Source organism: Halocatena marina, from assembly GCF_023276375.1.
Classification (GTDB): Archaea; Halobacteriota; Halobacteria; order Halobacteriales; family Haloarculaceae; genus Halocatena; species Halocatena marina.
Genome location: NZ_JALLPK010000001.1, coordinates 633,614 through 659,991, shown reverse-complemented (window position 1 = coordinate 659,991; position 26,378 = coordinate 633,614). Strand labels below are relative to the sequence as shown.

At 54.1% G+C, this 26,378-nt stretch carries 24 protein-coding genes and 1 tRNA gene; 16 read left to right on the top strand and 9 right to left on the bottom strand.

What is annotated here, in order from left to right:
* Positions 1-94 precede the first annotated feature (94 nt).
* Positions 95-1,072, top strand: a complete 978-nt coding sequence (locus tag MW898_RS03215) for a carbohydrate kinase family protein (protein WP_248904503.1) — start codon at positions 95-97, stop codon at positions 1,070-1,072.
* Between the two features lie 148 nt (positions 1,073-1,220).
* On the opposite strand, the gene MW898_RS03210 is transcribed toward MW898_RS03215, so the two are convergent.
* The 6 genes from MW898_RS03210 to MW898_RS03185 form a co-directional block, all read right to left on the bottom strand.
* The gene (locus MW898_RS03210) at positions 1,221-2,318 is read right to left on the bottom strand and encodes a Gfo/Idh/MocA family protein (RefSeq protein WP_248904502.1); all 1,098 of its coding nucleotides are present in this window, start codon (positions 2,316-2,318) and stop codon (positions 1,221-1,223) included.
* An 82-nt stretch (positions 2,319-2,400) separates the two neighbouring features.
* A complete protein-coding gene (locus MW898_RS03205) occupies positions 2,401-2,604 on the bottom strand; it encodes a DUF8005 family protein (RefSeq protein ID WP_248904501.1) in 204 nt (67 codons plus the stop codon).
* Between the two features lies 1 nt (position 2,605).
* The gene (locus MW898_RS03200) at positions 2,606-3,784 is read right to left on the bottom strand and encodes an ABC transporter ATP-binding protein (protein WP_248904499.1); all 1,179 of its coding nucleotides are present in this window, start codon (positions 3,782-3,784) and stop codon (positions 2,606-2,608) included.
* Positions 3,785-3,789: 5 nt separating this feature from the next.
* The gene (locus tag MW898_RS03195; RefSeq protein WP_248904497.1) at positions 3,790-4,731 is read right to left on the bottom strand and encodes a carbohydrate ABC transporter permease; all 942 of its coding nucleotides are present in this window, start codon (positions 4,729-4,731) and stop codon (positions 3,790-3,792) included.
* A 1-nt stretch (position 4,732) separates the two neighbouring features.
* Complete coding sequence (locus MW898_RS03190) at positions 4,733-5,782, bottom strand: carbohydrate ABC transporter permease (protein ID WP_248904495.1); 1,050 nt, start codon at positions 5,780-5,782, stop codon at positions 4,733-4,735.
* Positions 5,783-5,785: 3 nt separating this feature from the next.
* Positions 5,786-7,186 carry an extracellular solute-binding protein gene (locus tag MW898_RS03185; protein WP_264555262.1) on the bottom strand — a complete coding sequence of 467 codons (1,401 nt, stop codon included), beginning with the start codon at positions 7,184-7,186 and terminating at the stop codon, positions 5,786-5,788.
* Positions 7,187-7,492: 306 nt separating this feature from the next.
* Between MW898_RS03185 and MW898_RS03180 the strand changes: the two genes are divergently transcribed.
* The 8 genes from MW898_RS03180 (at position 7,493) to MW898_RS03145 (ending at position 13,623) form a co-directional block, all read left to right on the top strand.
* On the top strand, positions 7,493-7,948 hold the full coding sequence (locus tag MW898_RS03180; protein ID WP_248904491.1) for a universal stress protein: 456 nt from the start codon (positions 7,493-7,495) through the stop codon (positions 7,946-7,948).
* 48 nt (positions 7,949-7,996) lie between these two features.
* A complete protein-coding gene (gene gfcR, locus MW898_RS03175) occupies positions 7,997-8,632 on the top strand; it encodes a transcriptional regulator GfcR (RefSeq protein ID WP_248904489.1) in 636 nt (211 codons plus the stop codon).
* Between the two features lie 172 nt (positions 8,633-8,804).
* Positions 8,805-8,889, top strand: a tRNA-Leu gene (locus MW898_RS03170).
* A gap of 451 nt (positions 8,890-9,340) precedes the next feature.
* A complete protein-coding gene (locus tag MW898_RS03165) occupies positions 9,341-9,676 on the top strand; it encodes a hypothetical protein (RefSeq protein ID WP_248904488.1) in 336 nt (111 codons plus the stop codon).
* Between the two features lie 233 nt (positions 9,677-9,909).
* Positions 9,910-10,467 (top strand): DUF420 domain-containing protein, encoded by a 558-nt coding sequence (locus tag MW898_RS03160; RefSeq protein ID WP_248904487.1) that lies wholly within the window; start codon positions 9,910-9,912, stop codon positions 10,465-10,467.
* Positions 10,468-10,618: 151 nt separating this feature from the next.
* The gene (locus tag MW898_RS03155; RefSeq protein WP_248904486.1) at positions 10,619-11,338 is read left to right on the top strand and encodes an SDR family oxidoreductase; all 720 of its coding nucleotides are present in this window, start codon (positions 10,619-10,621) and stop codon (positions 11,336-11,338) included.
* A 248-nt stretch (positions 11,339-11,586) separates the two neighbouring features.
* Positions 11,587-12,960, top strand: a complete 1,374-nt coding sequence (locus MW898_RS03150) for a sodium-dependent transporter (RefSeq protein ID WP_248904485.1) — start codon at positions 11,587-11,589, stop codon at positions 12,958-12,960.
* 192 nt (positions 12,961-13,152) lie between these two features.
* Positions 13,153-13,623 carry a carotenoid biosynthesis protein gene (locus MW898_RS03145; RefSeq protein WP_248904484.1) on the top strand — a complete coding sequence of 157 codons (471 nt, stop codon included), beginning with the start codon at positions 13,153-13,155 and terminating at the stop codon, positions 13,621-13,623.
* Positions 13,624-13,775: 152 nt separating this feature from the next.
* Here MW898_RS03145 and MW898_RS03140 read toward each other — a convergent pair whose 3' ends face one another.
* A complete protein-coding gene (locus MW898_RS03140; RefSeq protein ID WP_248904483.1) occupies positions 13,776-14,444 on the bottom strand; it encodes a uracil-DNA glycosylase family protein in 669 nt (222 codons plus the stop codon).
* 147 nt (positions 14,445-14,591) lie between these two features.
* Between MW898_RS03140 and MW898_RS03135 the strand changes: the two genes are divergently transcribed.
* The 5 genes from MW898_RS03135 to MW898_RS03115 all read left to right on the top strand — a co-directional run bounded on the left by MW898_RS03135 (position 14,592) and on the right by MW898_RS03115 (position 20,847).
* Entirely contained in the window at positions 14,592-16,142 is a 1,551-nt protein-coding gene (locus tag MW898_RS03135) for an acyl-CoA carboxylase subunit beta (protein WP_248904481.1), read from the top strand.
* A complete protein-coding gene (locus MW898_RS03130; RefSeq protein WP_248904480.1) occupies positions 16,139-16,396 on the top strand; it encodes a DUF8022 family protein in 258 nt (85 codons plus the stop codon). The genes MW898_RS03135 and MW898_RS03130 overlap by 4 nt, the downstream gene beginning before the upstream one ends.
* Positions 16,397-16,846: 450 nt before the next feature.
* Positions 16,847-18,700: an acetyl-CoA carboxylase biotin carboxylase subunit gene (locus MW898_RS03125; RefSeq protein WP_248904478.1), complete on the top strand. Its 1,854-nt coding sequence runs from the start codon at positions 16,847-16,849 to the stop codon at positions 18,698-18,700.
* A gap of 170 nt (positions 18,701-18,870) precedes the next feature.
* Positions 18,871-19,797, top strand: coding sequence for a hypothetical protein (locus MW898_RS03120; RefSeq protein ID WP_248904476.1), 927 nt, complete (start codon positions 18,871-18,873; stop codon positions 19,795-19,797).
* Positions 19,798-19,896: 99 nt separating this feature from the next.
* Entirely contained in the window at positions 19,897-20,847 is a 951-nt protein-coding gene (locus MW898_RS03115) for a biotin--[acetyl-CoA-carboxylase] ligase (RefSeq protein WP_248904473.1), read from the top strand.
* Between the two features lie 33 nt (positions 20,848-20,880).
* Here the strand turns inward: MW898_RS03115 and MW898_RS03110 are convergent, their stop codons facing one another.
* Positions 20,881-22,275, bottom strand: a complete 1,395-nt coding sequence (locus MW898_RS03110; protein WP_248904472.1) for an aryl-sulfate sulfotransferase — start codon at positions 22,273-22,275, stop codon at positions 20,881-20,883.
* Between the two features lie 210 nt (positions 22,276-22,485).
* On the opposite strand from MW898_RS03110, the gene MW898_RS03105 reads away from it, so the two are divergent.
* Positions 22,486-23,205 carry a CehA/McbA family metallohydrolase gene (locus MW898_RS03105; RefSeq protein WP_248904471.1) on the top strand — a complete coding sequence of 240 codons (720 nt, stop codon included), beginning with the start codon at positions 22,486-22,488 and terminating at the stop codon, positions 23,203-23,205.
* A 174-nt stretch (positions 23,206-23,379) separates the two neighbouring features.
* Positions 23,380-25,386, top strand: a complete 2,007-nt coding sequence (locus MW898_RS03100; RefSeq protein WP_248904470.1) for an AMP-dependent synthetase/ligase — start codon at positions 23,380-23,382, stop codon at positions 25,384-25,386.
* An 85-nt stretch (positions 25,387-25,471) separates the two neighbouring features.
* Here the strand turns inward: MW898_RS03100 and MW898_RS03095 are convergent, their stop codons facing one another.
* A complete protein-coding gene (locus MW898_RS03095; protein WP_248904469.1) occupies positions 25,472-26,122 on the bottom strand; it encodes a helix-turn-helix domain-containing protein in 651 nt (216 codons plus the stop codon).
* Between the last annotated feature and the right edge of the window lie 256 nt (positions 26,123-26,378).

The following is a 26,378-nucleotide window of genomic DNA, read 5'->3' as shown; positions in this document are numbered from 1 at the left end:
CAATCGACATCACCCTCACACTACGATCGAAGGGACACCATCCTTCCGATACACATACAGCGGTGTTTTATCGATTGCCATAGATCGATCATTCATGACGCGACGGATTCTCGTTTCTGGTGAAACGTTGATCGATTTTCTCCCCGAAACGGTCGGCTCCTTGGAGTGCGTCGAGACGTTTTCTCGCCGAGCAGGAGGTGCTCCAGCGAACCTCGCGGTTGGTCTCGCTCGTCTCGGAGAAGATCCGTGGTTTTGGACACGGATCGGCTCGGATCCGATGGGTGACTACCTCGCTGCTGTCCTCGCATCGAACGACATACCAGACCGATTCATCGAACGCGATTCAACCGCGAAAACGACGCTCGCATTCGTCTCACACGATGAGAGCGCTGATCGGTCGTTCACGTTCTATCGCGATGGAACCGCAGACACGCGCCTCGAAGTTGGCCGCGTTTCGGACGATGCGCTCGCGGCTGTTGAGTGGGTCGTCATCGGTGGTGTCGCGCTCGCATCGGAACCAGCTCGAACTGCGACGCTCGATCTCGCACGGCGCGCATACGAATCTGGATGTACTGTCGTGTTCGATCCGAACGCCCGCCCAGAGCTGTGGCAGGGATCGGACATGGGGTTCGATCAGACTATCGAGAGCGCACTGCAATACACGGACGTTCTCAAGGCAACACCGGATGATCTCCACGAGGCAGGATTCGATAGCACGGATGCTGAGACGCTCGCACGAACCGTCTGTGGTTCTTCGGATGGACCACACACGGTATTGCTGACGCTCGGTTCCAAAGGAGCGATGCTGGTATCGAGTGCTGACGCTCCGTGGGGAGAGACAACAGTCACTCATCCGGGATACGCTGTTGATCCGGTCGATTCGACCGGTGCGGGTGATGCGTTCCTCACGGGCTTTCTTGCTGCACGTGCGTCTGGTGAACAGTCGCCGATTGAGCTCCTCGAATTTGCAAACGCAGTTGCTGCACTGACAACTACGGAACCGGGAGCGATGACGGCACTCCCAGAACGAGAGAACGTTGCTGCTTTTCGTGCCGAACACTCTCCGGAGTGATCTTCCAACACCCATCCTCCATCAATCCACTCACAGCAGAAGCTCACCCGAGAAGAGAAACGTTCGGAAAAACCACAGAGACTGGCAGCGCTTCTCCAAACATGAATCACAGCATCCACGCGAGAAGGTATCAGACGGAAACAGGGGCTCAGTCTACAGTCGGGAGGGGTTCAGAGTCGATCTTCACGGCTCGACCGCGTTCGTTCGATCGGTACGTTGCGTCCATCACGCGCTGGACGGTGAGTGCCTGCTCAACTGTGTTGACAGTTGGTGCCTCCGAGGCTCTGCTGGCTTGGATGAACCGTTGCTGCTCGATTCGATGGGGATCGTCATCACGAGTCCTGACTTCGGAATCAGAAAAGTGCGGTGCTCCTGCTGAAGACGACTCGAAGATAGTTAGGTCTCCATCGGAGAGGTCGAGGCGAGCGCCCGCGTCGTTCCCTTGAACCACGAATTCGTTGTTTGGAGGTCGATTGGCCGCCCATGCGACATCGAGTGATATAGTCGAACCGTCAGCACAGCGGATGAATGCACTCGCAGAATCGTCCACATTGAATGGGCCCTCACCACTCCGGCCCCACATTTCCAGGTGAGTGTAGTCCGGCCGCCCGCCGAAGATAGAGCGCGTTACACCAGAGACTTCAGTGACTTGCGGGAAGTCAAGAATATACAACGCAAGATCGATCGCGTGTGCGCCGATGTCGATAAGAGCCCCACCGCCTGATGCTGCCTCTTCGGTAAACCACGTTCCTCGACCCGGAACACCACGACGACGGATATACTTCGCTTCGATGTGGTGGACGTCGCCGAATCGAGCCTGTTGCTGGTACTGTTTGAGCACCTGCACTGGACTTGCAAATCGGTTGTGGAACCCGATCATGCAGACGCCATCTGAGGCCGCTGCAGCCGTGGCAACTCGGTCCGCACTTTCGATTGTGTGTGCGATCGGTTTCTCGATGAGGACGTTTATGTCTGATTCGAGCGCAGAGACGGCGTACTCCTCGTGATACCGGTTCGGCGTCGTAATGATGACCGAATCGACAGTTTCGTACAGCTTCTCGTGGTCTTCGTACGTCGGAACACCGAAGGAGCTCTCAAACCGATCGCGTGCCGTTGGTGCGATGTCCATCCCGCCACTGAGTTCAATATCGAAACTCCCCATGAGGGATGTGAGCTGTTCTGCGTGATACCGCCCGATATTGCCGAGACCGACGATACCGATAGAGAGAGGATCCTGTGTGTTCATTGTGTAATAGTGTGTCCCGCAACTTGATGTGTATTGCTATGTGTAACCGTAACGTTATTTTCCTGATATGAATTAACTTGGTTTAGTAAAGTTGTTGTTCGTCTTTTTTGCGCTCTTGTTCCTGTTGCTTCTCCTCTGCGAGCCGGCGACGACCGCGCCGATACTGTTTTACACTCGGTATGATCTTATTTTTCATATCCAAAGCAAAAGAGACTATCCCATACGCCCAGAAGAAGAACAGCAGTGTCCCGGCACCGAAATAGACGAGAAGGGAGTCTGCGACCATTTTAATCGTCTCCTTCTGCTTCGGCTTCTGCCCCCGCGGGGCTTTTTGGCTCTGTGAGTCCGTGTTGAATCGCATCGCCGCTTGCGGTATCGAAGAGATGGATTCGAGAGCGATCGAGGACGACGCGAACCGATTCGTCTGTCCCAATATCCGTGTCCGGAGCGACGCTCATCAGCAACTGATCACTCCGGTCTTGGCTCATTGTCATCTCAGAGTCGTCGTCATTGAGCACGAGATAGACGAATATTTCATCACCCATCGGCTCAAGCACGTCTGTTCTGGCCTGAATTTCTGCTGATGGGTGTGTCACGCCTTGCGCTTGTTCGGCGAAGTAAATGTCCTCTGGACGGATCCCAACCGTCAGCGACTGCGTCGGTCCGGAACCGAGTGTCGCCGAGTCGATCGACAGATCAAATCCATCACTGTGGAATTGATCGTTGCTTACCTCTCCGTCGATAACGTTCATCGATGGTGATCCGATGAATCCGGCAACGAAGAGATTCGCAGGCTCATTATAGCACACGAGTGGGGGATCGATCTGTTGGAGTTCACCACCATCGATGACAGCGATACGATCGCTCATGGTCATCGCCTCTGCTTGGTCGTGTGTGACGTAGATGATCGTCGTATCCAACTCCTTGTGGAGGCGTTGCAGTTCAGTCCGCATGTGAACTCGGAGTTTCGCGTCCAAATTCGCAAGCGGTTCGTCCATCAGGAACACCTCGGGTTCGCGCACGATGGCGCGTGCGATCGCCACGCGTTGGCGCTGTCCCCCGGACAGTTCATCTGGCATCCGTTCGAGCATACCTTCGAGTTGGACGATATCAACCGCCCTGTTCACCCGTTTGTCGATCTCTTCGGTCTCGAAATCGCGGAGACGAAGACCGAACGAGATGTTGTCGTAGACGTTCATGTGGGGGAACAGCGCGATGTTCTGAAAGACCATGGCAATCCCGCGGTCTTTCGGTGGGAGATTCGTTACGTCGTGACCAGCGATTGTGATCGTCCCGTCGGACGGGAGCGTCAATCCGGAAATGGTTTCGAGCGTCGTTGATTTCCCACAACCGGATGGGCCGACCAACGTGACGAATTCTCCGTCCTCGATATCGAGGTTCATGTCATCGACTGCCGTTACGTCTCCGTACCGCTTCGTGATTGCATTGAGGTTGACGTTTCCCATTGTATTCACTCTTTAAGTGCTCCCGCTGTCAGTCCGCTCACGATTCGTTCCTGTGCGACGACTACCAGTATCACGGCGGGAAGAACACCGACGATACTCGCAGCAGCCATCAGGTTGAACAATTGCTGATACTGGGTCTGGAAGGACAGAATACCTCCCACCAATGGTGCCCAATCCGTCGCAGCACCGCTGTTCATCAAGAACGAGAAGAAGAACTCGTTGTACACTGAGATGAATGTCAGCACACCAGCCGTCGCCACGCCTGGTGCCGATAGCGGTATGATTACCCTGAAGAGCGCGCCGATCCGCGTCGTTCCTTCGATGCGGGCGGCGTCTTCCAATCCATCAGGGATCTGGCCGTAGAACGTCGTCAAGATGAAGATCGACAGCGGCAGGAACAGTGCGCTGAACGGCAGCGTCATCGACCACGGGGTGTTGTATAGAACAGGACTCTTGATCGTCATCCCGAAGAGTACCATCTCTACATTACCCGTAAAGAGCTGGAACAATGGCAGCAAGAAGGCTGCCGGTGGGAAATACGAGATGGCGAGGATCAACAGCATGAGTGGTACTCGACCGGGGAACTCCAGTCGTCCGAAGACGTACCCCGCCAGACTTGCGATCACTAACACGAAGATCGTCGTTAGGATAGCGAGCACGAAGCTGTTGAACATGAACAAGTGAAACGGCACTTGCTGGAAGATGGTAGCGAACGCTTCGACGTTGAATCCGTGCGGGACAGGCGGAAATCCGAAGTTCGATAGCTTATCGAGCGGCGTCAACGCCAGCACGAGTAGCCAGTAGAACGGGAACAGCGTCGTGATGAGGAAGAATCCCGTCACGACGTAGAACAGGGACTTATAGACATTTTCTGGACGCTGTATCGCGCTTTGCACCCAGCGCGTGAGTGGACCGGCGTCGGGGTCGTCCTGAGTTTCAGTCGCCATCTCAGACTCCCCCCATATCGCTTCGGGCGAAGTTGACGATGTACACCGTCACGAAGACCCCAATGATGGCTGCCGTTATGAACGCGACGGCAGCAGATGTGCCGTAGGCGCGCTGTCCGAATGACTTCACAACGAGACACGACAGCGACGGAACGGTATTGCAGGTGGACACGGTCTCGATGAGTCCGTAGATTCTGAGTGCTGCGATGGTACGGAACAACATCGCGACCATTACAGTCGGGAACACCAAGGGGAGCGTTATCATCTTGAACTGTTGCCACTTCGACGCGCCAGACACTTTCGCCACGTCGTACAACGAGCGATCGATGCTCTGGAGTCCTGCGAGGATGAGAAGTGCCATGAACGCGGACGTTTTCCAGATATCCGCGACGATAACGATGAGCATCGAGTCTCTCGGCGTCGAAAGTGGTGTGGACGAGAACACACCGAGCTGCTGGAGGAACGTCTGGTTACCGGGACCGCCGACCAGAAATCCGACGTTCGGTTGGAACATCAGGAAAAAGATCATCCCTTGGATGACGATCGGCACTGCCCACGGGATGATGATGGCCACGCGCACCCATCGCCGCCCGCGGAAATCCTGATCGAGCACGAGCGCCTGACCAAACCCGATGATGGTCTCGAAGAAGACACTCACGATCGTGAAAATGAAGGTTGCGGTGAGTGCGGTTGTGAATGGATTTCGGACGTGAATAAAAGGAAATGCGCCGTTGATCGCTACCGATGGGATGAATGGCCTGATGAGATTTGATCTTCGTTGGCCTGTCAGCAACTCGGTGTAGTTCTGTAATCCCACAAACGCCCCGACTGCCTCTGCCGAACGGAGAGCATCCGCGTGCAATGACATCTCGAACGTCCGGAGGAGTGGCCAGAACGCGATGACACCCAACAGCAGAAACACCGGCAGCAACAGCAAGTACGCGAATGCGGCATCCCCTAGGTTTTCGACCCAACGAACTCCAGCCCTGTATGGGCCTCCCTTCCCGCTGTCTCGCGGGATGCTTCCTTGCGTCTCGGATTCGGTTGCCATGTATTAGTTCTTTTTACTACTGTTTTCGATATCTTTAAGCTGTGATTTCAAATTAGTCATCGCCTTTTGCGGGTTCCCGTTCTCTCCGACCGCACTGTTGGCTTGTTGTGCGATCTTAGACGACTCTTGGGGCCACGCAACCGTCACTGGACGCGGAATCGCGTTTTTGCCGGCGATCCGTAGCTGGTCGAGATACCGACCCATGACGGGCACTTCCTTGGCGCGCTTCGAATCGAGCGACGAGGGACGCGGTGGCAGCCATCCGATTTCTTGGAAGAGCTTAAACTGGACGTCCTCTTTTGTCATTGTCCGCACTACCTCTTTGGCCGCTTCTGTCTCCGGTGTGTTCGGGTTGATAGCAACGTGCCATCCGCCGAGAGCTGCAACTGGTCCACCCGTCCCTTTGTATTTTGCCTTGCTCTTTTCGACACCGTATGGGATTGGCATCACACCGAGATCCTTTCCGAGCTTGTCCTCTGCTCCGGCGGTGTTGATGGCGTACGGCCAGTTACGGTGCATGACTGCGTTGCCGTTCGTGAATGGCTGGAGTGATGGATCTTCTGCCCACTGCAGGACTGCCGTCGGAGCAATCCCTCCAGTGATGCCGTTCAAAGCGTGTGGATCGTTATTTCCGTAAATGAACGTTCGGAGCATTCGAAGCGCATCGACCACGGGTTTTTCATCGACCGTGATGGGACGGTCGCCAACCGGGCCAAAGAGATTCTTTAGCGGGCCGAAGTACGCGCCACCGTAACTGGAGATAAATTCGTTGAAGTCACAGCACGAAAGTCCTTCGTAGGATTTGAACTGGAACGTATACCCATACTTCATGCTGTTTTGATTCATCACCTCCTTCGTGATCTTCGAGAACCGCTTCCACGTCATCGACTTCGTGGCCCAGTTCTCACCCTCGGGATCGTACCCGGCCTTTTTGACGAGATCCTTCCGGTACAGCATCGTCGGGAAGTCTGGGTACAACGGCACCGCAAAGAGATTGCCGTTTTCATCAAGTGCGGTGTTGACGCTCGCCTCGAAGTACTCGTTTTTGACCATCTTCGCCGTTTTGGACATATTCTCACTCAGGTTGAGGAGCTGTCCACGGGCAATGAACGGAATCGACCATCCACTGTCGGTCATCAACAGCGCCGGCTCTTCTCTATTTGAGGAGAGCCACTGGGTGTACTTTTGTTGGCGCTGGTCCGTAATACTCGATCCAGCGAGAACTTCGATCGTGATATCCTTCGATAATCCAGCGTTGTGGAGCCAGTTGTTGAGTTTGCCCTGAACGTCTTTTAGGTCAGAATCGGAGGCAATTTTGAGAGTGGTTCCACCACCGCCACTATCGTCACCGTAGATACAACCAGCAAGCCCCACAGCGACACCGGACGCACCCACTGCCTTCATGAACCGGCGACGAGGCACTCTCTGCCTCGTCTTATTGGGTGTGTGATCTTTAGACATCGTTACTATCCGGCGGGTGAATCCATATATACTTATTGATTTACAACGTCAGTTGTTAAAGTCTCCCTCGCCGTTGTAGTGGCTTCTCAGTGTGTTCATAGCTCGTTCGGTCACCATCATAGTAATCCACCACTCGATAGATTCTGGTGAATCCCAGCTGATCAATATTGTAATCATCATCCATCGGTTACGAACACAGACGAGTTGCACCACCGACACATTTATCACGAGATAGCAAAGCGGTAAGGTATGGCACTCGACACCATCCTGCTCGCAGTCGGTACAGGAGACGAGAAGCGCATCGAGGAACTCGCCGAAACTGTCGCAGATATTGCTGGTCCAGCCGATTCGGATGTCGCCCTCGCGCACGTATTCACGTCAGATGAGTTCGAGACTGTTGTCGAGCAGCTTGATTATGATCCGGATGGGACGGTCGCTCCTGATGAGGTGGCGATGCGACACGCAACGATTCGGTCACTCGGTAACAACCTCTCAAAAGCAAGTATCGATCATTCGATTCGTGGATCGGTCGGTCCTCATGGAGAGGCCATCGTCTCGCTCGCTACGGACACCGACGCCGATCTCGTCGTCGTCGGTGGGCGAAAGCGCTCGCCAACAGGGAAGGCTGTCTTCGGAAGCACCGCACAGGAAGTGATGTTAAACGCTCCTTGTCCGGTGACGTTCGTCCGAAACCAAGACGGGTAGATAGACGCTGCGAAAGGCCAATAACAACTGCCGTGGAATTCGACACACATGAAGAACGTTGACGACTTGATCGAGAGCGCAGCGGAACTCGCCCAAGGCGGACTCTCCAAAGGGGAGATCGCCGACGAACTGAATGTCTCACGAGAGACCGCGAGTTGGCTTATCGAACGCAGCGGAGTCGATGAGGCAACACCAACAGCAACCAAACAGATCGGCGGTCCACACGATATTCACGTCGACTGGAGCGCCTTCGGCCGCGATAGCCTTCGATTATCGTACGCGGGCGCGGCGATGGCTGATCTCCTCTCGAAGGAGGGAAACGGCGTAGATCTCACCGTCGGTATCGAAAAAGCGGGCATACCGCTTGCGACGTCGATCGCACGCGAACTTGATACAGATCTCAGCACGTACACACCACGCAAACACCAGTGGGAAGAGGGTGACATTGAGGATCTTGAAGGAACGTTTTCGCGAAACTTCGCAACTATCCGCGATCGAGGGTGCTACATCGTCGACGACATCGTCACCAGTGGGACAACCATGACGGAGACGATCAACGCTGTCCGCGACCGTGGCGGTGAACCGATCGCCTGTGTCGTTCTCGTCGACAAACGTGGAGTTGAGGAACTCGAAGGTGTCCCTGTCCACTCATTATTGCAGGTTATCCGCGTCGGAAACGAGTAATGACAGAACTCGATACGGTGTAAAACGATCTGTACTCAGGTCAATACACCGTCGTTCTCCCACTGAAATATCCGCATGGGGCGAGGGCACTGCGAACGGTCGGCATGGAACAGCGAAAAGGAAGGGCTTTTATTACCCAACGGAATACAGGTAGATGCGTACGACACAACGTGCGTGGGTAGCCAAGCCAGGCCAACGGCGCAGCGTTGAGGGCGCTGTCCTGTAGAGGTCCGCCGGTTCAAATCCGGTCCCACGCACTACAGTTTCCTACTCCTACTTTCATTCGTGACAACTAGTGGGATCTATAGAATCCCACCAGTGAACGTGCTGTCTAGATGATTGAGCGGAATACAGCGAAATGCGTTTGTGGTGAGAACGTTCTCGATCGTCAGATCTCATGAGTCACGAGGATGGGAATATCCGAACGCAGCGCAAGATGGTGAAAAATATGATCTGCCCAGATGCGGCTATCGCGTCGGTCTGATCCCCTTATCTCGAATGACCGGGCGTGCGAACGACATCGTCATGAATCGACTGTGGACAACCGGACGGCGTCGTACCGAACCAACCTTTGTGTTGGTTCTCTGATGATAGAAATGTCAGAAGTATATATGATGCTACTACAATATATTTAACGTTTTTACAACCCATGTATAAAGTCAAATAGAGGGGCAAGTTTTTTGATAGACCATGATAAGTGATCCAACAATGACTACAATCGAGATATTGGAGGGTCCCGATGATCGCCTGTTCTTACATCTAAACTCCATGGGTAAGGCGACAGCCCTCGTTCCGATCGATACAGATGAGCATATGAGCCATCTGGAGCGAACAGTGGACTCACCGACGCCGTTTGAGGACAGAGGGAACATGCCGTTTGAAGTCTTGGTTGGAGGAGATGGGAGATACGTATTCGTCGATATCGATGATGTAATGTCAACCCTCGTTCCTGTTGAACAAGATGAAGATTTGCATTGGCTTAGACACACGATTCGGTCACCTCAATCTTTTAGTACAAAGGGGATAACTATCAACCAAGTATGACTAGATCTAACAAGTGTCCAAAGTGCGGAAGCGGAAGCGTCGTCAAAGCACAAGGTGTTTGGATGTGCGGAAACTGCGGAGAGGTATTCGACGGTTAGAGACATTGTTAGAGCAGGCAATACGGAATTCTCGGGAGAAGTTAGAATCAGTCGCATTTCAACGCGGCTCAATTCGAACCACTCCAATCATTTCAGAACGATACGCGCAAGGCAGTGGCACGTCTGCTTTCACGTATGCAGCTACAGATCAAGGACAACGTTCCTGCAGTAACGGGGCTGCTTACAGTAATCTCGCTCGCGCTCGTGTTTGGTGCCGCCCTCCGCGTTATCCCGCCGTCTGTCTTCCCTCACGTTGATGCACTTATTACAGTTATTCCACACCTCAACGCAGTGATCAGTCTCACTGCTATCGTGACAATTTGTGCGGGCTGGTACTACATCAAAGCGGGATCTATCGAGAAACATCGTCGCGCGATGATAGTGAGTTTTGTCCTGTTCGTCATCTTCCTCGTGCTGTATCTCTACCGTGTGATTCTCGAAGGGCCGACGCCATTTCCCGGTCCTGCACTCCTCAAGACGTACTTCTACCTGCCGCTGCTCGCAATTCACATTCTTCTCGCAATTGTTTGTGTCCCGCTTTTGTACTATGTTCTCTTGCTCGCGGCTACTCGACCTATTGACGAGATTTACTCGACTAATCACCGGCGTATCGCTCGTATCGCGGCCCCACTCTGGCTTATTTCGTTCACTCTCGGTGTCGTCGTGTACGCGCTGTTGTACATCGTATACTGAGCAGACCATCGAACTGAATCGTTCGATGCACACAATAAAACGAAACATCTGATAAGCTCATTCGTGAGTCCTGAACCGATACATTCCAACGGACCGGAGTTCATCCTCACCTGTCACTAGATTTATCCAACTATCCCACGTCAATAATTGCATGGCCGATCCGTTAGACATTGATTACGACGGTCAAGTAGTGATACTAACAGGCGCGAGCGGGGCACTTGGGAGCGCAATTGTCGAACAATTCGCGGAGATGGGAGCAACCGTTTGTGCGACCGACATCGTCGAACCGGACGACGAAAGTGCGCTTCTCGATCCGAACCACGAAGCAGTCCACTTCTACAAGGGAGATTTCACGGACGAACAAAGCGTTGAGCGCGTCACCCGCGAGGTCGTCAGCGATCACGACCGTATCGATGCACTCTGTAACATTGCGGGCACGTGGCGCGGAGGCGATCCAATCGAAGACACCAGTGTAGACACGTTCGAGACTCTCTTCGACGTGAACCTCAAAACGATGTTTCTCGCTTCGAAACACGCTTTGCCACACCTTCAAGACTCCGGAGGAGCCATTGTATCAGTCTCGTCCCGATCGTCACTCGAAGGCGGTGAAGGTGACGGTCCCTATCGCGCATCGAAGGCAGGTGTTAGGCTCCTCACTGAAACCATTGCCGCCGAAAACAAAGGCGTCGTTCGCGCAAACGCAGTCATGCCCAGCGTTATCGACACACCGATGAACCGCGAGATGATGCCCGACAGTGATCACGAAGCGTGGGTCGATCCCGCTGATATCGCCACTGTTGTTGCGTTCCTCTGTAGCAACAGCGCGAGCGCCACAAGTGGGGCAGCGATTCCGGTGTACGGTGAAGCATAGAACGTCGAATCCGTTATCCGACCTCGCAGACCGATTGCCCTAAACCCTATCATCGAGATGCGTCTGTGCTAAATGATACCTTCCACCGTTCTAATTTACAGATGATATCTCAGAAAATGAGATCAGTGTGTACCAAAACGCTACACTCGGACGATGTCTACAACCTCAATAACTGATGTTTTGATGGTATTATCAATGGCAAGTATCGCCGCCTTTATAAGGGCTCGTTCATACGGGAGAGCATATCAATGGCAGAACGAGAGGCGTGGACGACAAGACTTGGATTCATACTAGCAGCTGTCGGCAGTGCAGTCGGTCTCGGGAACATTTGGCGGTTCCCATTCCTCGCTGCCGAGTCGGGTGGAGGAGCGTTTCTCATCGTATACCTCATTGCAGTAGTTGTTATCGGCATACCAGCACTTCTCGCGGAGTTCGTCATCGGACGGCGCGCACAGATGGACGCTATCGGAGCATTCCGTCAGATTAACAAACCACAATGGCGGTTCATCGGTGCGATCGGCGTTATTGCGAGCTTTTGGACACTATCGTACTACAGTGTCGTCGGTGGCTGGGTGCTACGGTACGTCCTCGGAAACATCACCGGTAACGCACTTGCAGATCCCCAGTCCTATTTCGGCGTTGTTTCGGCGGGCTCACAAGCAATCATAGCGCACGCGCTGTTCATGGTGCTCACCATCACCATCGTCGCGTTTGGCATTGAGCGTGGCATCGAGCTCGCAACGAAGTTCATGGTCCCGAGCATTGTCGTTCTCTTGCTCGGTCTTGCGGTGTACACGTTCACACTCCCAGAAGCCCAAGAAGGGTACGGATTCCTCCTCAATCCGGAGTTCGGAACGATCACCGCGAACGCTACGACAATTATTCCCGCAGCAACGGGACAGGCGCTGTTCTCGCTTTCGGTCGGGTTCAGCGTAATGATCACGTACGCCTCGTATCTCGGAAAAGACGATAGTCTCGGAGCAGACGGGCTTTCGATTGCAGTCACGAACACGTTTATCGGCGTCCTCGCTGGACTCGTCGTGATTCCGTTGCTATTCGCCGGTGGTCTCACGCTTGGTCAGGGCGTCGTTCCAGAAGGTGGCGGCGCAGGGGCTGTTTTCGTAGCGATCCCAACAGCACTCTCTGACTTCCCGATGCTCATCGGTCAGCTCCTTGGTGTGGTCTTTTTCTTCATCGTTCTCATCGCAGCGCTCTCATCGGCGATCAGCCTTCTCGAAGCGCCGGTTGCCTACCTCGTGGACGAGTTCGAGATTCCTCGCATGCACGCGACCCTCGGTCTTGGAGTCGTGGTCTTCCTCCTCGGCCTCCCATCGGCAATAGACACCGAGTGGCTCGGTTGGTTCGACGGAATCGGAGTTACGCTGTTCCTCCCAACCACGCTGTTGCTCGTCGTCGTTTTCGTCGGCTGGATCATGGGTCACGACGCTATCGATGAGCTCAAAAAAGGAATGAACGGAGGAGACTCGTTTGCGCCAATTTGGCTGTGGTCGCTCCGCACGTTCGTTCTCATCGCGGTCATCTTGGTGTTCGGGCTGAACATTTGGGACCTGTTCTTTACCCCAGATACGGGCTACTTCATCATCCCACCCGGACTCCGCTGAACGGACTGTAAAACAGTTTTGCAGTAGATATCCTCTGTTAAAACCCACAACTCCTGAACGGAATCGTGTATCAAATAGGAGCGATGTGTATAGCAAATGGCTCTCGTGTCCTCTGGTCACTCTTCGATGAATCCACCGTGAGTAGTCTCCTCGAGTAACAGCCTTTATGATGGCACAATAAGGTCAGATTGTATGCCGAGTGGTCGCGTTTTAGCCGGAACCACTGTCGTGGTCGGTGTCGTTGCGCTTGCTCACGCCGTATTGACGTGGCGAGTAGACCCGATACTTGTGTTGTTTGGTGGGGGTGCGCTCGCGGCTTTCATCGCCGAGGCATTCGTCATCAATCTCGGGTGGCTGAAACACCATATTGGCCCGAAGGTTGCCGGAGTCCCACTTTATGTACTGTTCGGCTGGACAGGAACGATATATATCGTATTCCGAATTGCGCTCCTCGTAACCGATGGTTGGACGTCAGTCGCCGTGACTGGTGCACTCGCCACCATTTACGATATCTTCACAGATCACCACGGAGTAAATGACGGGCACTGGACGTACACTGATGACCTTCCGGGGCCCCGCTTGCGTGGAGTTCCGTGGTGGAACTTCGTCGGATGGTTCGCTATCAGTTGTCTCACCGCGGCGGCGACCCGTCCGTTCTTATGATCGCTCAACCGGAGACATCCAATCTTAATTGCAATCAGTCATGTGCAAAGGCAGTCTCTGTCATGAGCAGTCACCACTGTTCTCTGAATGCTATCAAAGTGTACTGATTAGGCGCCCTGGGGCACGACTGCTAAAGGCCAAATAGAGGTAAACTACCGAACGTGATACGGTTCGTCGTTCGGAAGGAATCGTCCGAGATCTACTTCCTGGTAATAATCGGTCGCCTGGAGGTCGAAAAGCGCCTGCACAAGCTGTTCTTCCGCTCCGTTGTGGCTGTCATTCGCTCTGTCCTCAGACTGCCATTCACTCGGGTCGAGAATAGGATACACAAGGAAGCCACTACCGCGAATTTCCGTCGCGTGTCGTTCGTCCATATCCGTAGGAGTATCCACGTCCACTGGAAGAGCAGTGTACGTCTCGATTACGTGTTGCGTCGCTTTCATACCGACCGGCAGTAGAACATGGGCCGCGATAGCTCGGAGTTCTGCATCGAAAAACCGTTCCATGTCGAGGTATGCGCGTTCTGTCGGAGGACCAACTCCTTCGGGAACGCACATGTGTATATACGAAAAGAAAGTCTCGTGCATCGCAGGGGTGTTTTCGTCTGGCTGGTCGATCAAGCCTGCTGTGGCGAGCGCGCGCTGGAGACGCATACCGGCATCGTTAGTGAAGGGGACGCCAGTCTCACTCCCTCCATGGATTTTCGGATGATCGCCGATGACGTGAAAATTGGCGTTGGCGTCACCATAGCCGGGGACGAACCGTTCACAGGGGGGGGACATCCCGAACGGGTTACTCGTACGGTCGGTTACGTTCTCCACACACTTCGTATCTACTGCCGTCGTTAAATCTCACCCGATTCGATAGAATTTACCATGGTTAACAATGAACTTTACATCCATTTGGATCGTGTGTAGCTTCTTGGTTCGGTATCCTTTTGCTTGGCGTGGTAAAATCCACGTCAAGCAATGACCATGGACGAAAAGATCGAGGCGTTGCGCGAGCGGAAAGCGCGCGCTCGACTTGGCGGCGGAGAGGAGCGCATCGAGTCCCAACACGAGAAAGGAAAGATGACCGCCCGCGAGCGCCTCGAATACTTCCTCGATGAAGGGACGTTCGAGGAGTTCGATCAGCTCCGCACCCACGAGTGCCACAACTTCGATATGGAGGAGACGAAAATACCGGGCGACGGCGTTGTCACCGGCTACGGGGAGGTCAATGGCAGCACGGTGTTCGTGTTCGCTCACGATTTTACGGTGTTCGGCGGTTCACTCGGCGAGGTGTTCGCCGAGAAGGTCTGTAAGGTGATGGACCGGGCGATGGAGGTCGGAGCGCCGATCATTGGCCTCAACGACTCGGCGGGTGCACGCATTCAAGAAGGCGTCAACTCTCTTGCGGGATACGCGGACATTTTCCACCGAAACCAGCTCGCGAGCGGCGTCGTCCCACAGATCTCAGCCATTATGGGTCCGTGTGCTGGCGGTGCGGTTTACTCGCCAGCCATCACGGATTTCATATTTATGGTGCAAGATACGAGTCACATGTTCATCACCGGCCCGCAAGTCATTAAGACAGTCACCGGTGAAGAAGTCGGATTCGAAGAGCTTGGTGGCGCACAGACGCACGCAAGCGAAAGCGGCGTTGCTCACTTCTCCGAAAGCGCAGAAAAAGAAGCACTGGATGACATCCGGCGGTTGCTCTCGTATCTTCCACAGAACAACGTCGAGGATCCCCCACGCGTCGAACCGTGGGACGATCCCGAACGCGCTGATGCGGAGCTAACGGATATCGTTCCCGATAAACCACAGAAACCCTACGACATGACGAACGTCATCGATCGTATCGTTGACTCCGATTCGTTTTTCGAGGTCGCTGAGAGTTTTGCCCGGAATATCGTGGTTGGGTTCGCGCGCCTCGACGGACACAGTATCGGAATCGTTGGAAATCAACCGCGGGCGAACGCGGGCACGCTCGATATCGACGCGAGTCTGAAGGGATCGCGGTTCGTCCGCTTTTGCGATGCCTTCAACATCCCGATCCTGACGCTTGTGGACGTACCGGGGTTCATGCCTGGCACAGATCAGGAGCACGGTGGGATCATCAAACACGGCGCGAAGCTCCTGTATGCGTACTCTGAAGCAACCGTGCCACTACTCACGGTCATCACTCGGAAGGCCTACGGAGGTGCTTACGACGTGATGGCGTCAAAGCACATCGGAGCGGACGTAAATTACGCGTGGCCGACCGCCGAGATTGCCGTAATGGGTCCACAAGGAGCAGTGAACATCCTATACGACAACGAGCTCAAAACAGCAGACGACGTAGAGGAACGCAGACAGGAACTGATCGACGAGTACCGCGATGCGTTCGCCAACCCGTACACCGCCGCGGATCAGGGCTTTCTCGACGATGTGCTCGAACCACCAGAAACCCGGCGTCGGCTGATCAAGGACCTCCAGATGTTGCGGAGTAAGCGAACGGATCATCCTTCCAGAAAACACGGCAACATTCCGCTGTGACGAGCTACGATACCATCATTCCGGAGACTGCTAGTGGCGAAGAGGCAGCTGTCATTGCCGCTGCCATCTCGATTCATCTCCGAGCCGAAGAACGGGCAGCGCTCATCAATACAAATGATGAATCGAAGTCGTGGACTGGCAAGCGGTGGGCGTTTGCGAATCGGCTCGAACAACAGCGCCTGACAGGAGGGCGAATACCACTCTCTGCGCCCACCGATGCGTGGGCATCGGTAGGACGACGAGATCGGTACTGACTCCGCTGCGATCGGTTCGTAGGATTCCTTCGTTTGTCGAATTCCCAATGAAGACAGCTGTGTCCGAGATGAGAATCATAACCCAGAAACATTTAGGTTGTTCACCCCAGCGTCGCTACGCTTTCCATATTCGAAACGAACTTTCTGTTCGTGCAAATCGTTCCTCAATATCGAACCCGGACGAATCGTAGTCCTGGCTGTCGTCTGCTGCCTTTCGCCGTCCTGTACGTTATTGAGAAATTGACCGTTGTTGCGTGTTGTCGACCTATCCGTGACTAATTCCCGGCTAAACACCCGTACCACACATGCATCGTCGGATCGAAACCGTCGCGTAAGGTGGTATAGCATCATGGATGTATCGTTGTAGGACTTTGAATCGAACTGGAGGTCTCAGTCCGTCGAAAAGAGCGTTCCTGTACCTTTATAGGCGAACTCCTGATAGAGACAGCCATGTTCGAGAAGGTATTGGTTGCGAACCGAGGAGAGATCGCCGTGCGAGTGATGCGCGCGTGCGAGGAACTCGGAATCGGGACTGTCGCTATCTACAGTGAAGCAGACAAAGACGCAGGCCACGTCCGATACGCGGACGAGGCGTACAACGTCGGGCCAGCCCGCGCAGCCGAATCGTATCTGGATCAAGAGGCAATCATCGAAGCCGCCATCCGCGCTGATGCGGACGCCATTCACCCAGGATATGGATTTCTCGCCGAGAACGCCGAGTTTGCTGCGCGCGTCGAAGCGACAGAAGACATCACGTGGGTCGGCCCGTCCAGCGAGTCGATGGAGCAGTTGGGTGAGAAGACGAAAGCGCGCTCGGTTATGGAGGCTGCAGACGTACCGATTGTTCCGGGAACGACCGAACCAGTCACCGACCCTGAAGAGATACACGAGTTCGGCGAAGAACACGGCTACCCAGTCGCTATCAAGGCCGAGGGGGGTGGTGGCGGTCGCGGAATCAAGATTGTCAACGAGCCCGACGAGGCAGAAGAGCAGCTCGAATCTGCCAAACGCGAAGGAGAAGCCTACTTTTCGAATGACTCGGTCTATCTGGAACGGTTTCTCGACAACGCACGCCACATCGAGATCCAAATCCTCGCCGATAAGCACAGCAACGTCCGCCATCTCGGCGAGCGGGACTGTTCGCTCCAGCGACGCCGGCAGAAACTCATCGAGGAGGGGCCGTCGCCTGCGCTGACCGATGACCTCCGCGAGCAGATCAGCGAGGCCGCCCGCCGGGGCGCTGCTACCGCCGACTACTACAACGCAGGCACCTTCGAGTTCATCGTCGAGGATACAAACCGCAACGATGACGGACTACTCGGCGAGGACACAGACTACTACTTCCTCGAAGTGAACACGCGTATTCAGGTCGAACACACCGTCACCGAACAGCTCACAGACATCGACATCGTAAAGTGGCAGATACGGATCGCCGCCGGCGAGGAGCTGACCGTCGCGCAGGACGACATCCAACTTGAAGGCCACGCGATGGAGTTCCGGATCAATGCCGAGAACGCCGCCAACGACTTTGCACCCGCAACAGGCGGCACGCTCGATGTCTATGATCCTCCAGGTGGTATTGGCGTCCGCGTCGACGACGCCCAGCGTCAGGACGACGCCCTCGTCACTGACTACGACTCGATGATCGCGAAGCTCATCACCTTCGGTGAGGACCGCACGGAGTGCATCGCGCGCGGGAAACGCGCACTCGCCGACTACGATATTCAAGGATTCCCGACGATCATCCCGTTCCATCGCTTGATGCTCACCGACGAGACGTTCCTTGAGGGCCGTCACAACACCAAGTACCTTGATGAAGGCTTAGATCCTGAGCGTATTGATGCTGCTCAGGAGCGGTGGGGTCCGGAAATAGTGAACACGGAAAACGGAGACGACGAAGACGTCGTCGAACGCGAGTTTACGGTCGAAGTTAACGGTAAACGCTTCGAAGTGAACCTCGAAGAGCGTGGTGCACCACCACTTCCGACGAACGGCTCCAATCAGCACAACCCACGACCGTCGTCATCCTCTTCGGGTGGTACGAAACGTGGAGGGTCGAGCGGAAATAGCAGTGGGAGTGTCACCACGGAAGGTGAGCAGATCACCGCCGAAATGCAAGGGACGATCCTCTCGGTGAACGTCGATGAAGGAGACGAAGTCGACGCTGGGGACGTGCTCTGTGTGCTTGAAGCGATGAAAATGGAAAACGATATTGTTGCGAGTCACAGCGGCACCGTCGTCGAAATTCCAATTCAAGAAAGCCAAAGTGTCGACATGGGCGATCCGCTCATTGTTATTGATTGATTGACACACGAGCTCAGATCCGTGATGCGCTGAGCGTTTTAGAGTATACACAACCGACCACATATAAATTATTCATCATTGGATAGCGAACCGACGCCTTTTATCTGGATCACATTGGAAAACTACCACGTACGATGGGTGCTATAACTGATTCGAGTAGTTCTCGATTGATGCCGCAGTCCACGTTCGTGTCTCGGCATCCGATTGTGGCCATTATTGCGATGGCTGTTGGTTTTGCCGGCGGAGCCGGCGTCGTTGCGTTCGGATACATCACTGTACTAAGCAGTCAGGGTCTCGCTCCTCGCAGCGATGCACTCGCCATTATGGCAGTCATAACAGGTCTCTTACTGACTAGTGGTGTGGTTGTCGTCTACGTCCGCCAGAGCACGGCGCTCGAAAACGGACTTGCCACACTCAAAGAGCAGAGCACACTGCGGTCTGGGGAACTCGAAGCATTACAGAAACAAACAGCGTCCCTCGAAAGCGGAGTCAACGTGCTCGTAGAGCAACAGCGTGCCCTGCGTGCGCTCTATACCCCTGCCCCCGAGATCGACCGTCTCCGAACCACTGATCGGGATAGTGGGGCAGACGTGATCCGATTCGACGTTACGAATCCGTCATTTGGAGCGGCGATAAACTGCACAGTACGTTCAGAGATAGAACTGATTGGCGCACCCGATGGATACTCCGTCAGTGGCGGCCGCGCGATCTGTCCACTCACACGGGCAGATCGGTGGCAACGATCGCCGCGTGTACCAGCCCACGCTGATGAACTCAGTTTCGAAACGAACGTGCTGGTAGATGTATCCGAAAGTATACTAGAGAACAATCAAAAACACACCGTCACGTGTCGATTGTCGGATGCGATGCGCGTGTTCTACGAGGATGGTGTCGAAGCCGTCGAACTCTCGTTCGAATTCGTATACGAGGACGTATTCGGCGACGAGTATACCGAGCAACTGCAGCTGTCGAGGATTGATCTCACAGACGAAACAACACTCGATGACGTTTTCAGACCTGATTCGCAGTCGGACTCTGGTGGATCGGTCGGGTCGTGGTTTCAGGACCCGAAAACCACACCGTTAGCGAATAAGTGAGAGAGCGCTAGCATCTCTGTTCCGCTGTGAGAAGACAGACCAGAATGTCCACGGCGGCTTCTTCTGAACGCTGAAGAGGGCACACACGCTATGGGAACCATGAAGCAAACCCGACAACGTGTCCTTGGGGCGCTTGCGGATGGTCCCGTCTCGGGACCGAGGCTCGCAGACGAGTTCGCTATCTCGCGGGCGGCGGTTTGGAAACACGTCGAGGCGCTCCGCGAAGAAGGATTCGTAATCGAGAGCGACGACAGCGGATATCGATTGATTGAAATTCCAGAGATGAGCGGGGCGGCATTAGAGCTCGGTCTCGATGCTCCCTTCGAGATTGAGTATCACAAAGTGATTGACAGCACGAACGCTCGCGCACGGACACTCGCTGCGAATGGTGCGACAGACAGCGTCGTCGTCGCCAGTGCTCAAACAGCTGGCCGGGGACGACGCAACCGAGAGTGGGAATCACCGCCTGGAGGTGTCTACTTGAGTATCGTCTGTCAACCCGATCTTTCGCCAGCGGAGTCACCGCTGTACACCCTCGCTGCCGCAGTTGCGACGACACGAGCAGCCCGAGAAACCGGTATCGACGCCCGAATCAAGTGGCCCAACGATGTACTGGTAGTGAACGAAAACGACGAGCGCAAGCTAGCAGGCATCTTGACAGAGATGCAAGGAGAGGCCGGGCAGGTCGCGTGGCTCGTCGTTGGTATCGGTGTGAACGTCGACGATCCGAACATCGATGGAGCAGTTGGACTGCGAAACGATCAGGCAGACAAAACAGAAGCGACCGAACGAAACGCTATCGAGACCCGAATATTCGTCCAACGGCTCCTTGAAGAGTTTGATGCTCTCCGAAACAACACGGACGCTATACTTCCCGCGTGGCGCGATAACGCGATTACGCTCGGTCGACGCGTCCGAGCACAAACGCCACGCGGAGATGTCATCGGCCAAGCCACCGATATCGAATCTCCTGGTGCATTGGTAATCGAAACCAACGACGGAAACGTACGCATCCACGCAGGAGACTGCGAACATCTCCACCAAACGTGAGGATTCACGCAGAGGACGATTCGGAGATGGTATTCAGGGAGAGCGGATTGAGTGAATAATACGTTCTCGAATCGGGGTCGACAGCCACCACGCCTCCACGACTCCCCATGAGAGAGCCATTATCAATCCGAAGACCGCCACCCCAAATTCGAGAAAGCCCATCCACTGTGGGAGAATATACTGTGTGGCAGAGAACATCGGACCAGCGAGCGCATCCTTGATCCCGAGCCATACCTGTTCGATCGGACCGTTCGCATTCGAATTGATTCCAGCCGCACTCGTGCTTGTCCCACCAGCACTTTCATCGCCTGGAAGTCGTTCAGCTTCATAGGGGAAGGCAATGTCGACAGCCCAAACGATCTCCCCCCATCGATTGATCTCAAGCACACGATCACCGTTGGAATCTGTGATGAGAGTGTTGCCGTTCGGAAGTCGGTCAGCGTCGCGGGGCCACTGAATGTGAGCGTCTTTCCATTCCCACGTTCGTGTCCACGTTCCATTGCTGCGCTGGTATTCGATAACACGGTTGTTCTCCGAATCACCAATTGTCACTGCCGGTCCACCGTTTGAGCGGGGGATGTAATCCGGATTGTGCTGTTCGTAGAGAATCGAGTGATTGTCCGTCTGACCGATCGTCCAGTCCTCATCCAGTGCCTGATCTGATGGCTTGGTTGGATCGAGAAAGACGATCGAATTGTGATTTCTCAGATCGGCCATAATCCGTCCGTCGGGGAGCACCTCGACATCATTGATGTGCGTCCAATCGATTGGATACTCACGACCAGTCGTAGCCGGGTCATAGTCAGATTGAGCGTTCCACTGCCACGTGATATTGCTCGTTTCAGTGTTGACAATGTACGTCCGATCGAGGAAGATATCCGCGACTGCGTAGTGAGTAGCGTTGATTCGGTCACCGTCGTGCCATCGAGTTGAGTGTTTCCCCGGCGTTATCTCACTGTAAATATTTTTCGTCTCACCCGTTTTTAGATTTGTCTGAACGATTCCGTTGCGAGTACAAGCACCGTCCCCGCTGTGTGAACGAGTGTATTCCTGCCACTGCGCATAGGGGACGCTGTTGGCATACTCGTTCGATTGCCAGTAATCCTTGCTAAGAAAATCCGGACACTGCGAGGCATTCATGTGATCAGAGTACAAGTACTCGACCGTCTCACCAGAGCCAGAACGAGAGGCAGAGTTGGACTTTTCGATGGGATCGACATCCCAGTAGCGTGTATGGCTACTGTTGTAATAAAGAACACTTCCGTTGGGGGCGAATGCGACGAGTTCGGCTTTTGACCGCGGGCCCTTCGATGCGCTTCCGAGCCACGAGTTCGAATCCGTCGAAATGACGGTGATGTTTCCTCGTTGGTCAACCTGCTGTCCACTTACGTTCGCGTACGTAGCCTCCGTTCCCGAAGCAGATGTCACGTAAGAATATCCCAAGCTAAGCATTGAAACCACAATAAGAGTGGCAAATACGCCACGAATAGTGGTCCTAGAGATCGGTTTCATGCAATTGATACCAAGACGGACACTCAAATACTTATAACTAATCGATTCATCTTCTTGTGTATTACCACAAGTAATTCTCATAAGGTGGCAAGCAAGTACTTACGTTGTGGCCGGAAAGCGTTATTCATGTTGGACGAGGCAGTGACGATTCGGTTCGATCCACATGTACATTCTCGGGCCTCATACGATGGTTGTGAAACGGTCAACCGTATTCTAAAACACGCAAGTGAGATCGGACTAGACGCCATTTCGATTACGGATCACGATACGATTGAGGCGTCGCTTCGGGCAGCGGCACTCGCACCGTCCTATGGTATGATCGGAATCCCCGGCGTCGAAATATCCACACAAGAGGGACATCTCCTCGGATTAGGTATCGAGACAATGCCCGAACCGGGACGACCGTTCGAGGACACTGTTCAGGCAATCCGCGATCGAGGTGGGGTGGCTGTCGTGCCTCACCCATTCCAACGGATGCGTCACGGAGTGAAACGGCGACACCTCACCGACTGTGATGCAATCGAGGTGTATAACGCGTGGTTGGTCACTGGTTTTCGAAACCGTCGAGCCCGTACCTTTGCAGCGCGTCGTGACTATCCGGGCGTTGCCGGAAGCGATGCACACTCTGTGTTAACACTCGGACGCGCGTACACAGAGATGCGATTCAACAAAGACAAAGAAGTCGACGGCGAGGCAATAATCGCTGCCATCCGAAACGATTCACTCAACGTATTCGGCCGTCGCGCGCCAATGCACCGAAGCATGGGACACTATCTGAAAGGAGCCGGTCGCAAGACAGTTTCACTCACTCGAGCCATACCAACACGAATCTTCGACATAATTTGACAATTCAATATCAATATCATATAGTAATTGTATATTTCTAACTGTATCTCGGCTAGTATATCCCCGACCATTCGGACAACCGTCACAAATGATGGAATTTCCGGATTTTTCCAGTGTGTGATGCAGAAGCTTCGCGCAACATTGATTTTTCATCAGACGCATATGATCGAGGTAATGGTTGACACAACTGAAAATCTCGCATCCGGATGGCTCGAAGCAGAGCAACAGTACGGAGATAATAACGACGATGTCATCGGGATGTCGACGCTTGGCCGATTGTTCGAGGGGAGCACCAGCCGCAATCGTGATCTCAACGCCCAACTCTACAAAGGCGGTGTGTACGAGCGCTCGCTTGTGTCGGCCGGCGTGATCGACGCCTCACCGCCGGGACGATACTCACCGCTCAAATATTCCGATATGCAACACATCGTCCACAATCTCGCAGCGGGATTCCGTGATTGTGGAATCGAGTCGGGAGACCGTGTTGGAATCTTTGCATCAACGCGCATGGAATGGGCACAGGTCGATCTCGCGTTGCAGGTCGCAGGTGCTGTTGTAACGACGGTCTACGCCGAATCCTCACCCCAGCAGGTGAAGTATCTGCTCGATAATCCCGGAGCGACAGCCGTCATCGTCGAAAACGAAACGCTCTTAGAGCGCGTTCTCGCTGTCGAATCCGAACTTGATCTCTCGTTTATTGTCTCAATGGACGACCTGTTCCGGTATAATGACCGAGATGACATTATGTCGCTCGGCGATATCCATAAGAGAGGCGAAGGGATAGCGTGGCCGTTGAAGCTCGAAAGCTGGCTCAACGAGCGTGATGTCGATGATCTTGCGAGTATCGTCTACACCTCTGGGACAACCGGTGAGCCAAAGGGTGTCAAGCTCACTCACAAACAGATCAGATCGAACATCAACCAAATCAGAAAGCGACTCGGACCGCGACCGGATAAGCCCCCCGACCTGCCAACCGTCGAGCAAGGGATGACGTTTCTTTCGTTTCTGCCATTAGCACACGTGTTCGAACGTACGGCCGGTCACTTTCTCATGTTTGCCTCGGGGGTGACCGTTGCGTACGCCGAATCGCCCGACACAGTGGCAGACGACATTGGGATCGTGAAACCGAATGCAGCGACAAGCGTCCCTCGGGTGTACGAACGAATCTACGACAGCATGCAAGAGCAGGCGAGCGAATCGTCGATCAAAAAGCGAATCTTCAATTGGGCAGTTGGTATTGCTCGCCAGCACAACCAGATGGAGAACCACGGCAGTATTCACAAGATGAAATACTCGATTGCGAATCGGCTGGTATACAGCAACGTAAAAGACCAGCTGGGAGAGAATCTCGAGATTTTCATCAGTGGAGGTGGGAGCCTCTCGAAAGATCTCGCCGAGCTGTTCGGTGGCATGGGCATCCCGATCGCCGAAGGATACGGACTCACCGAAACTGCACCTGTTGTCTGTGTTAACCCGTTGGAAGATATTCAGGCTGGAACGCTCGGGCCGCCATTGCCGGGCGTGGAAGTCGCTTTCGACGATTCGCTGCTCGAAGAAGAACAGAAGCGTGGCGCATCAGGCGAAATCGGGGAGTTGCTGGTCCGTGGACCGAACGTGACCGATGGCTACTGGGAAAAACCAGAAGCCACAGAGGATGCATTCACCGATGAGTGGGTTCACACCGGCGACATTGTCGAACAGCTCGATAACGATTATCTCGTCTTTCACGAGCGACTCAAGCAGATTCTTGTCCTTTCGACTGGCAAGAACATCTCACCCGGCCCGATCGAAAGTGCCTTTTCCACCAGCGACCGCGTCGAACAGGTGATGGTCATTGGGGACGATGAGAAGTTCGTCAGTGCACTCATCGTCCCGAACTTCGAAACCGTCGAGCGATGGGCGGACAGAAATCATATCTACCTTCCCGAAACCAGAAGAGAAATTTGTCAGAACGAGCGTGTCAGCCAGTGGATCCTCGAGGACGTCGATACTGTCAACGAGCAGTTCGAGCCCGAAGAACAGATCAAGATGTTCGAACTCGTCCCCGAGGAGTGGACACCCGAAAACGATCTCCTCACCCCATCGATGAAGAAAAAGCGTCGCAACATCCTCAAGCGCTATGCCGGACAAGTCGATCGGATATACAGCGAACACGAAGAGCGCGCTCCAACTCCCAATTGAGTGGCGAGTCACAGAGAGAAAGCGTTGTCCACCCACAGAAGAGAGACAGAAATGAAGACGTAATCTGGCTCTCCGGGCCAGCGGATTACTTTACGAGTGTTGAGAGAACACGCGACTCCGCCTTTCGGAGGTGTTCATCAATTGTGGATGGAGCACAGCCGAGTTCGTCAGAGATGTCTTCGTGGGTCGTTCGGCGCGGGATTTCGTAGTACCCTTTCTCGACTGCTGTCCGAAAGACTTCGGCCTGTCGGTCGGTGAGGATAGAGAGAAGATGCGGTCGTTCGGGCGAGTATTGACCCGCCTGTTCGACAGAGATCTGGATATCGTCGGGAAGATCTTCGAGTGCTCGCCGTAGCATATCGTGTGTTCCGACAACGGTCAGTCGGAGTCCACCACCGTCGGTGAACGCAAGTGGTGTGTCGATAATAAGCGCGTACTTTTGAGCAAGTGCCATCAATCGCCCTGCTGGCTCACCGGGACGAACGTGGAGATAGAGGTGGAATACGTCTCCTTGAACGTCGAGAATATCGTGTCTAATCACATCACTGTCACTGAGTTCCTCAGAGACAGCAGCGGAATCTCCGCGGAGCCGATAAAGCATAACACCAGTTCCATCACCAAGGGCGTTGATGTGCAACAGCGCCTCACGCGTTACATCGGGATGCTCCGCGAGGATCAGATCTATCGGATGAATGGAGCCATTGTCGGGCGTTATCGTGAAATCGAAGTACCTCATCAGTTTCGTCGTCCGTGACGCTATCGAGAATCTATCCCATAATAGATTATCTTTTTGGTATCTTTGCTGATCGACAGTACATCAGATCGAACGGCGAATCAGAAGATCGATTTCGTCGGTGATCAGAATGGAAATATATTACAAAGAAGTGTTTGCTCCCCGATCACTCGACGATGAGTCAAAATTCAGCGTGGGCGTCGATTGGAGCTTGGAGAGTATCACCACGAGCGCTATCGGGCGTGTAAGCTCCTTCGCA

What these genes read in the sequence shown, in the direction of transcription:
- MW898_RS03215 (WP_248904503.1), top strand. Translation starts at nt 95, where the DNA reads ATGACGCGACGGATTCTCGTTTCTGGTGAAACGTTGATCGATTTTCTC.
- MW898_RS03210 (WP_248904502.1), bottom strand. Translation starts at nt 2,318, where the DNA reads ATGAACACACAGGATCCTCTCTCTATCGGTATCGTCGGTCTCGGCAAT.
- MW898_RS03205 (WP_248904501.1), bottom strand. Translation starts at nt 2,604, where the DNA reads ATGGTCGCAGACTCCCTTCTCGTCTATTTCGGTGCCGGGACACTGCTG.
- MW898_RS03200 (WP_248904499.1), bottom strand. Translation starts at nt 3,784, where the DNA reads ATGGGAAACGTCAACCTCAATGCAATCACGAAGCGGTACGGAGACGTA.
- MW898_RS03195 (WP_248904497.1), bottom strand. Translation starts at nt 4,731, where the DNA reads ATGGCGACTGAAACTCAGGACGACCCCGACGCCGGTCCACTCACGCGC.
- MW898_RS03190 (WP_248904495.1), bottom strand. Translation starts at nt 5,782, where the DNA reads ATGGCAACCGAATCCGAGACGCAAGGAAGCATCCCGCGAGACAGCGGG.
- MW898_RS03185 (WP_264555262.1), bottom strand. Translation starts at nt 7,186, where the DNA reads ATGAAGGCAGTGGGTGCGTCCGGTGTCGCTGTGGGGCTTGCTGGTTGT.
- MW898_RS03180 (WP_248904491.1), top strand. Translation starts at nt 7,493, where the DNA reads ATGGCACTCGACACCATCCTGCTCGCAGTCGGTACAGGAGACGAGAAG.
- gfcR (WP_248904489.1), top strand. Translation starts at nt 7,997, where the DNA reads ATGAAGAACGTTGACGACTTGATCGAGAGCGCAGCGGAACTCGCCCAA.
- MW898_RS03165 (WP_248904488.1), top strand. Translation starts at nt 9,341, where the DNA reads ATGACTACAATCGAGATATTGGAGGGTCCCGATGATCGCCTGTTCTTA.
- MW898_RS03160 (WP_248904487.1), top strand. Translation starts at nt 9,910, where the DNA reads ATGCAGCTACAGATCAAGGACAACGTTCCTGCAGTAACGGGGCTGCTT.
- MW898_RS03155 (WP_248904486.1), top strand. Translation starts at nt 10,619, where the DNA reads ATGGCCGATCCGTTAGACATTGATTACGACGGTCAAGTAGTGATACTA.
- MW898_RS03150 (WP_248904485.1), top strand. Translation starts at nt 11,587, where the DNA reads ATGGCAGAACGAGAGGCGTGGACGACAAGACTTGGATTCATACTAGCA.
- MW898_RS03145 (WP_248904484.1), top strand. Translation starts at nt 13,153, where the DNA reads ATGCCGAGTGGTCGCGTTTTAGCCGGAACCACTGTCGTGGTCGGTGTC.
- MW898_RS03135 (WP_248904481.1), top strand. Translation starts at nt 14,592, where the DNA reads ATGACCATGGACGAAAAGATCGAGGCGTTGCGCGAGCGGAAAGCGCGC.
- MW898_RS03125 (WP_248904478.1), top strand. Translation starts at nt 16,847, where the DNA reads ATGTTCGAGAAGGTATTGGTTGCGAACCGAGGAGAGATCGCCGTGCGA.
- MW898_RS03120 (WP_248904476.1), top strand. Translation starts at nt 18,871, where the DNA reads ATGCCGCAGTCCACGTTCGTGTCTCGGCATCCGATTGTGGCCATTATT.
- MW898_RS03115 (WP_248904473.1), top strand. Translation starts at nt 19,897, where the DNA reads ATGAAGCAAACCCGACAACGTGTCCTTGGGGCGCTTGCGGATGGTCCC.
- MW898_RS03105 (WP_248904471.1), top strand. Translation starts at nt 22,486, where the DNA reads ATGTTGGACGAGGCAGTGACGATTCGGTTCGATCCACATGTACATTCT.
- MW898_RS03100 (WP_248904470.1), top strand. Translation starts at nt 23,380, where the DNA reads ATGGTTGACACAACTGAAAATCTCGCATCCGGATGGCTCGAAGCAGAG.
- MW898_RS03095 (WP_248904469.1), bottom strand. Translation starts at nt 26,122, where the DNA reads ATGAGGTACTTCGATTTCACGATAACGCCCGACAATGGCTCCATTCAT.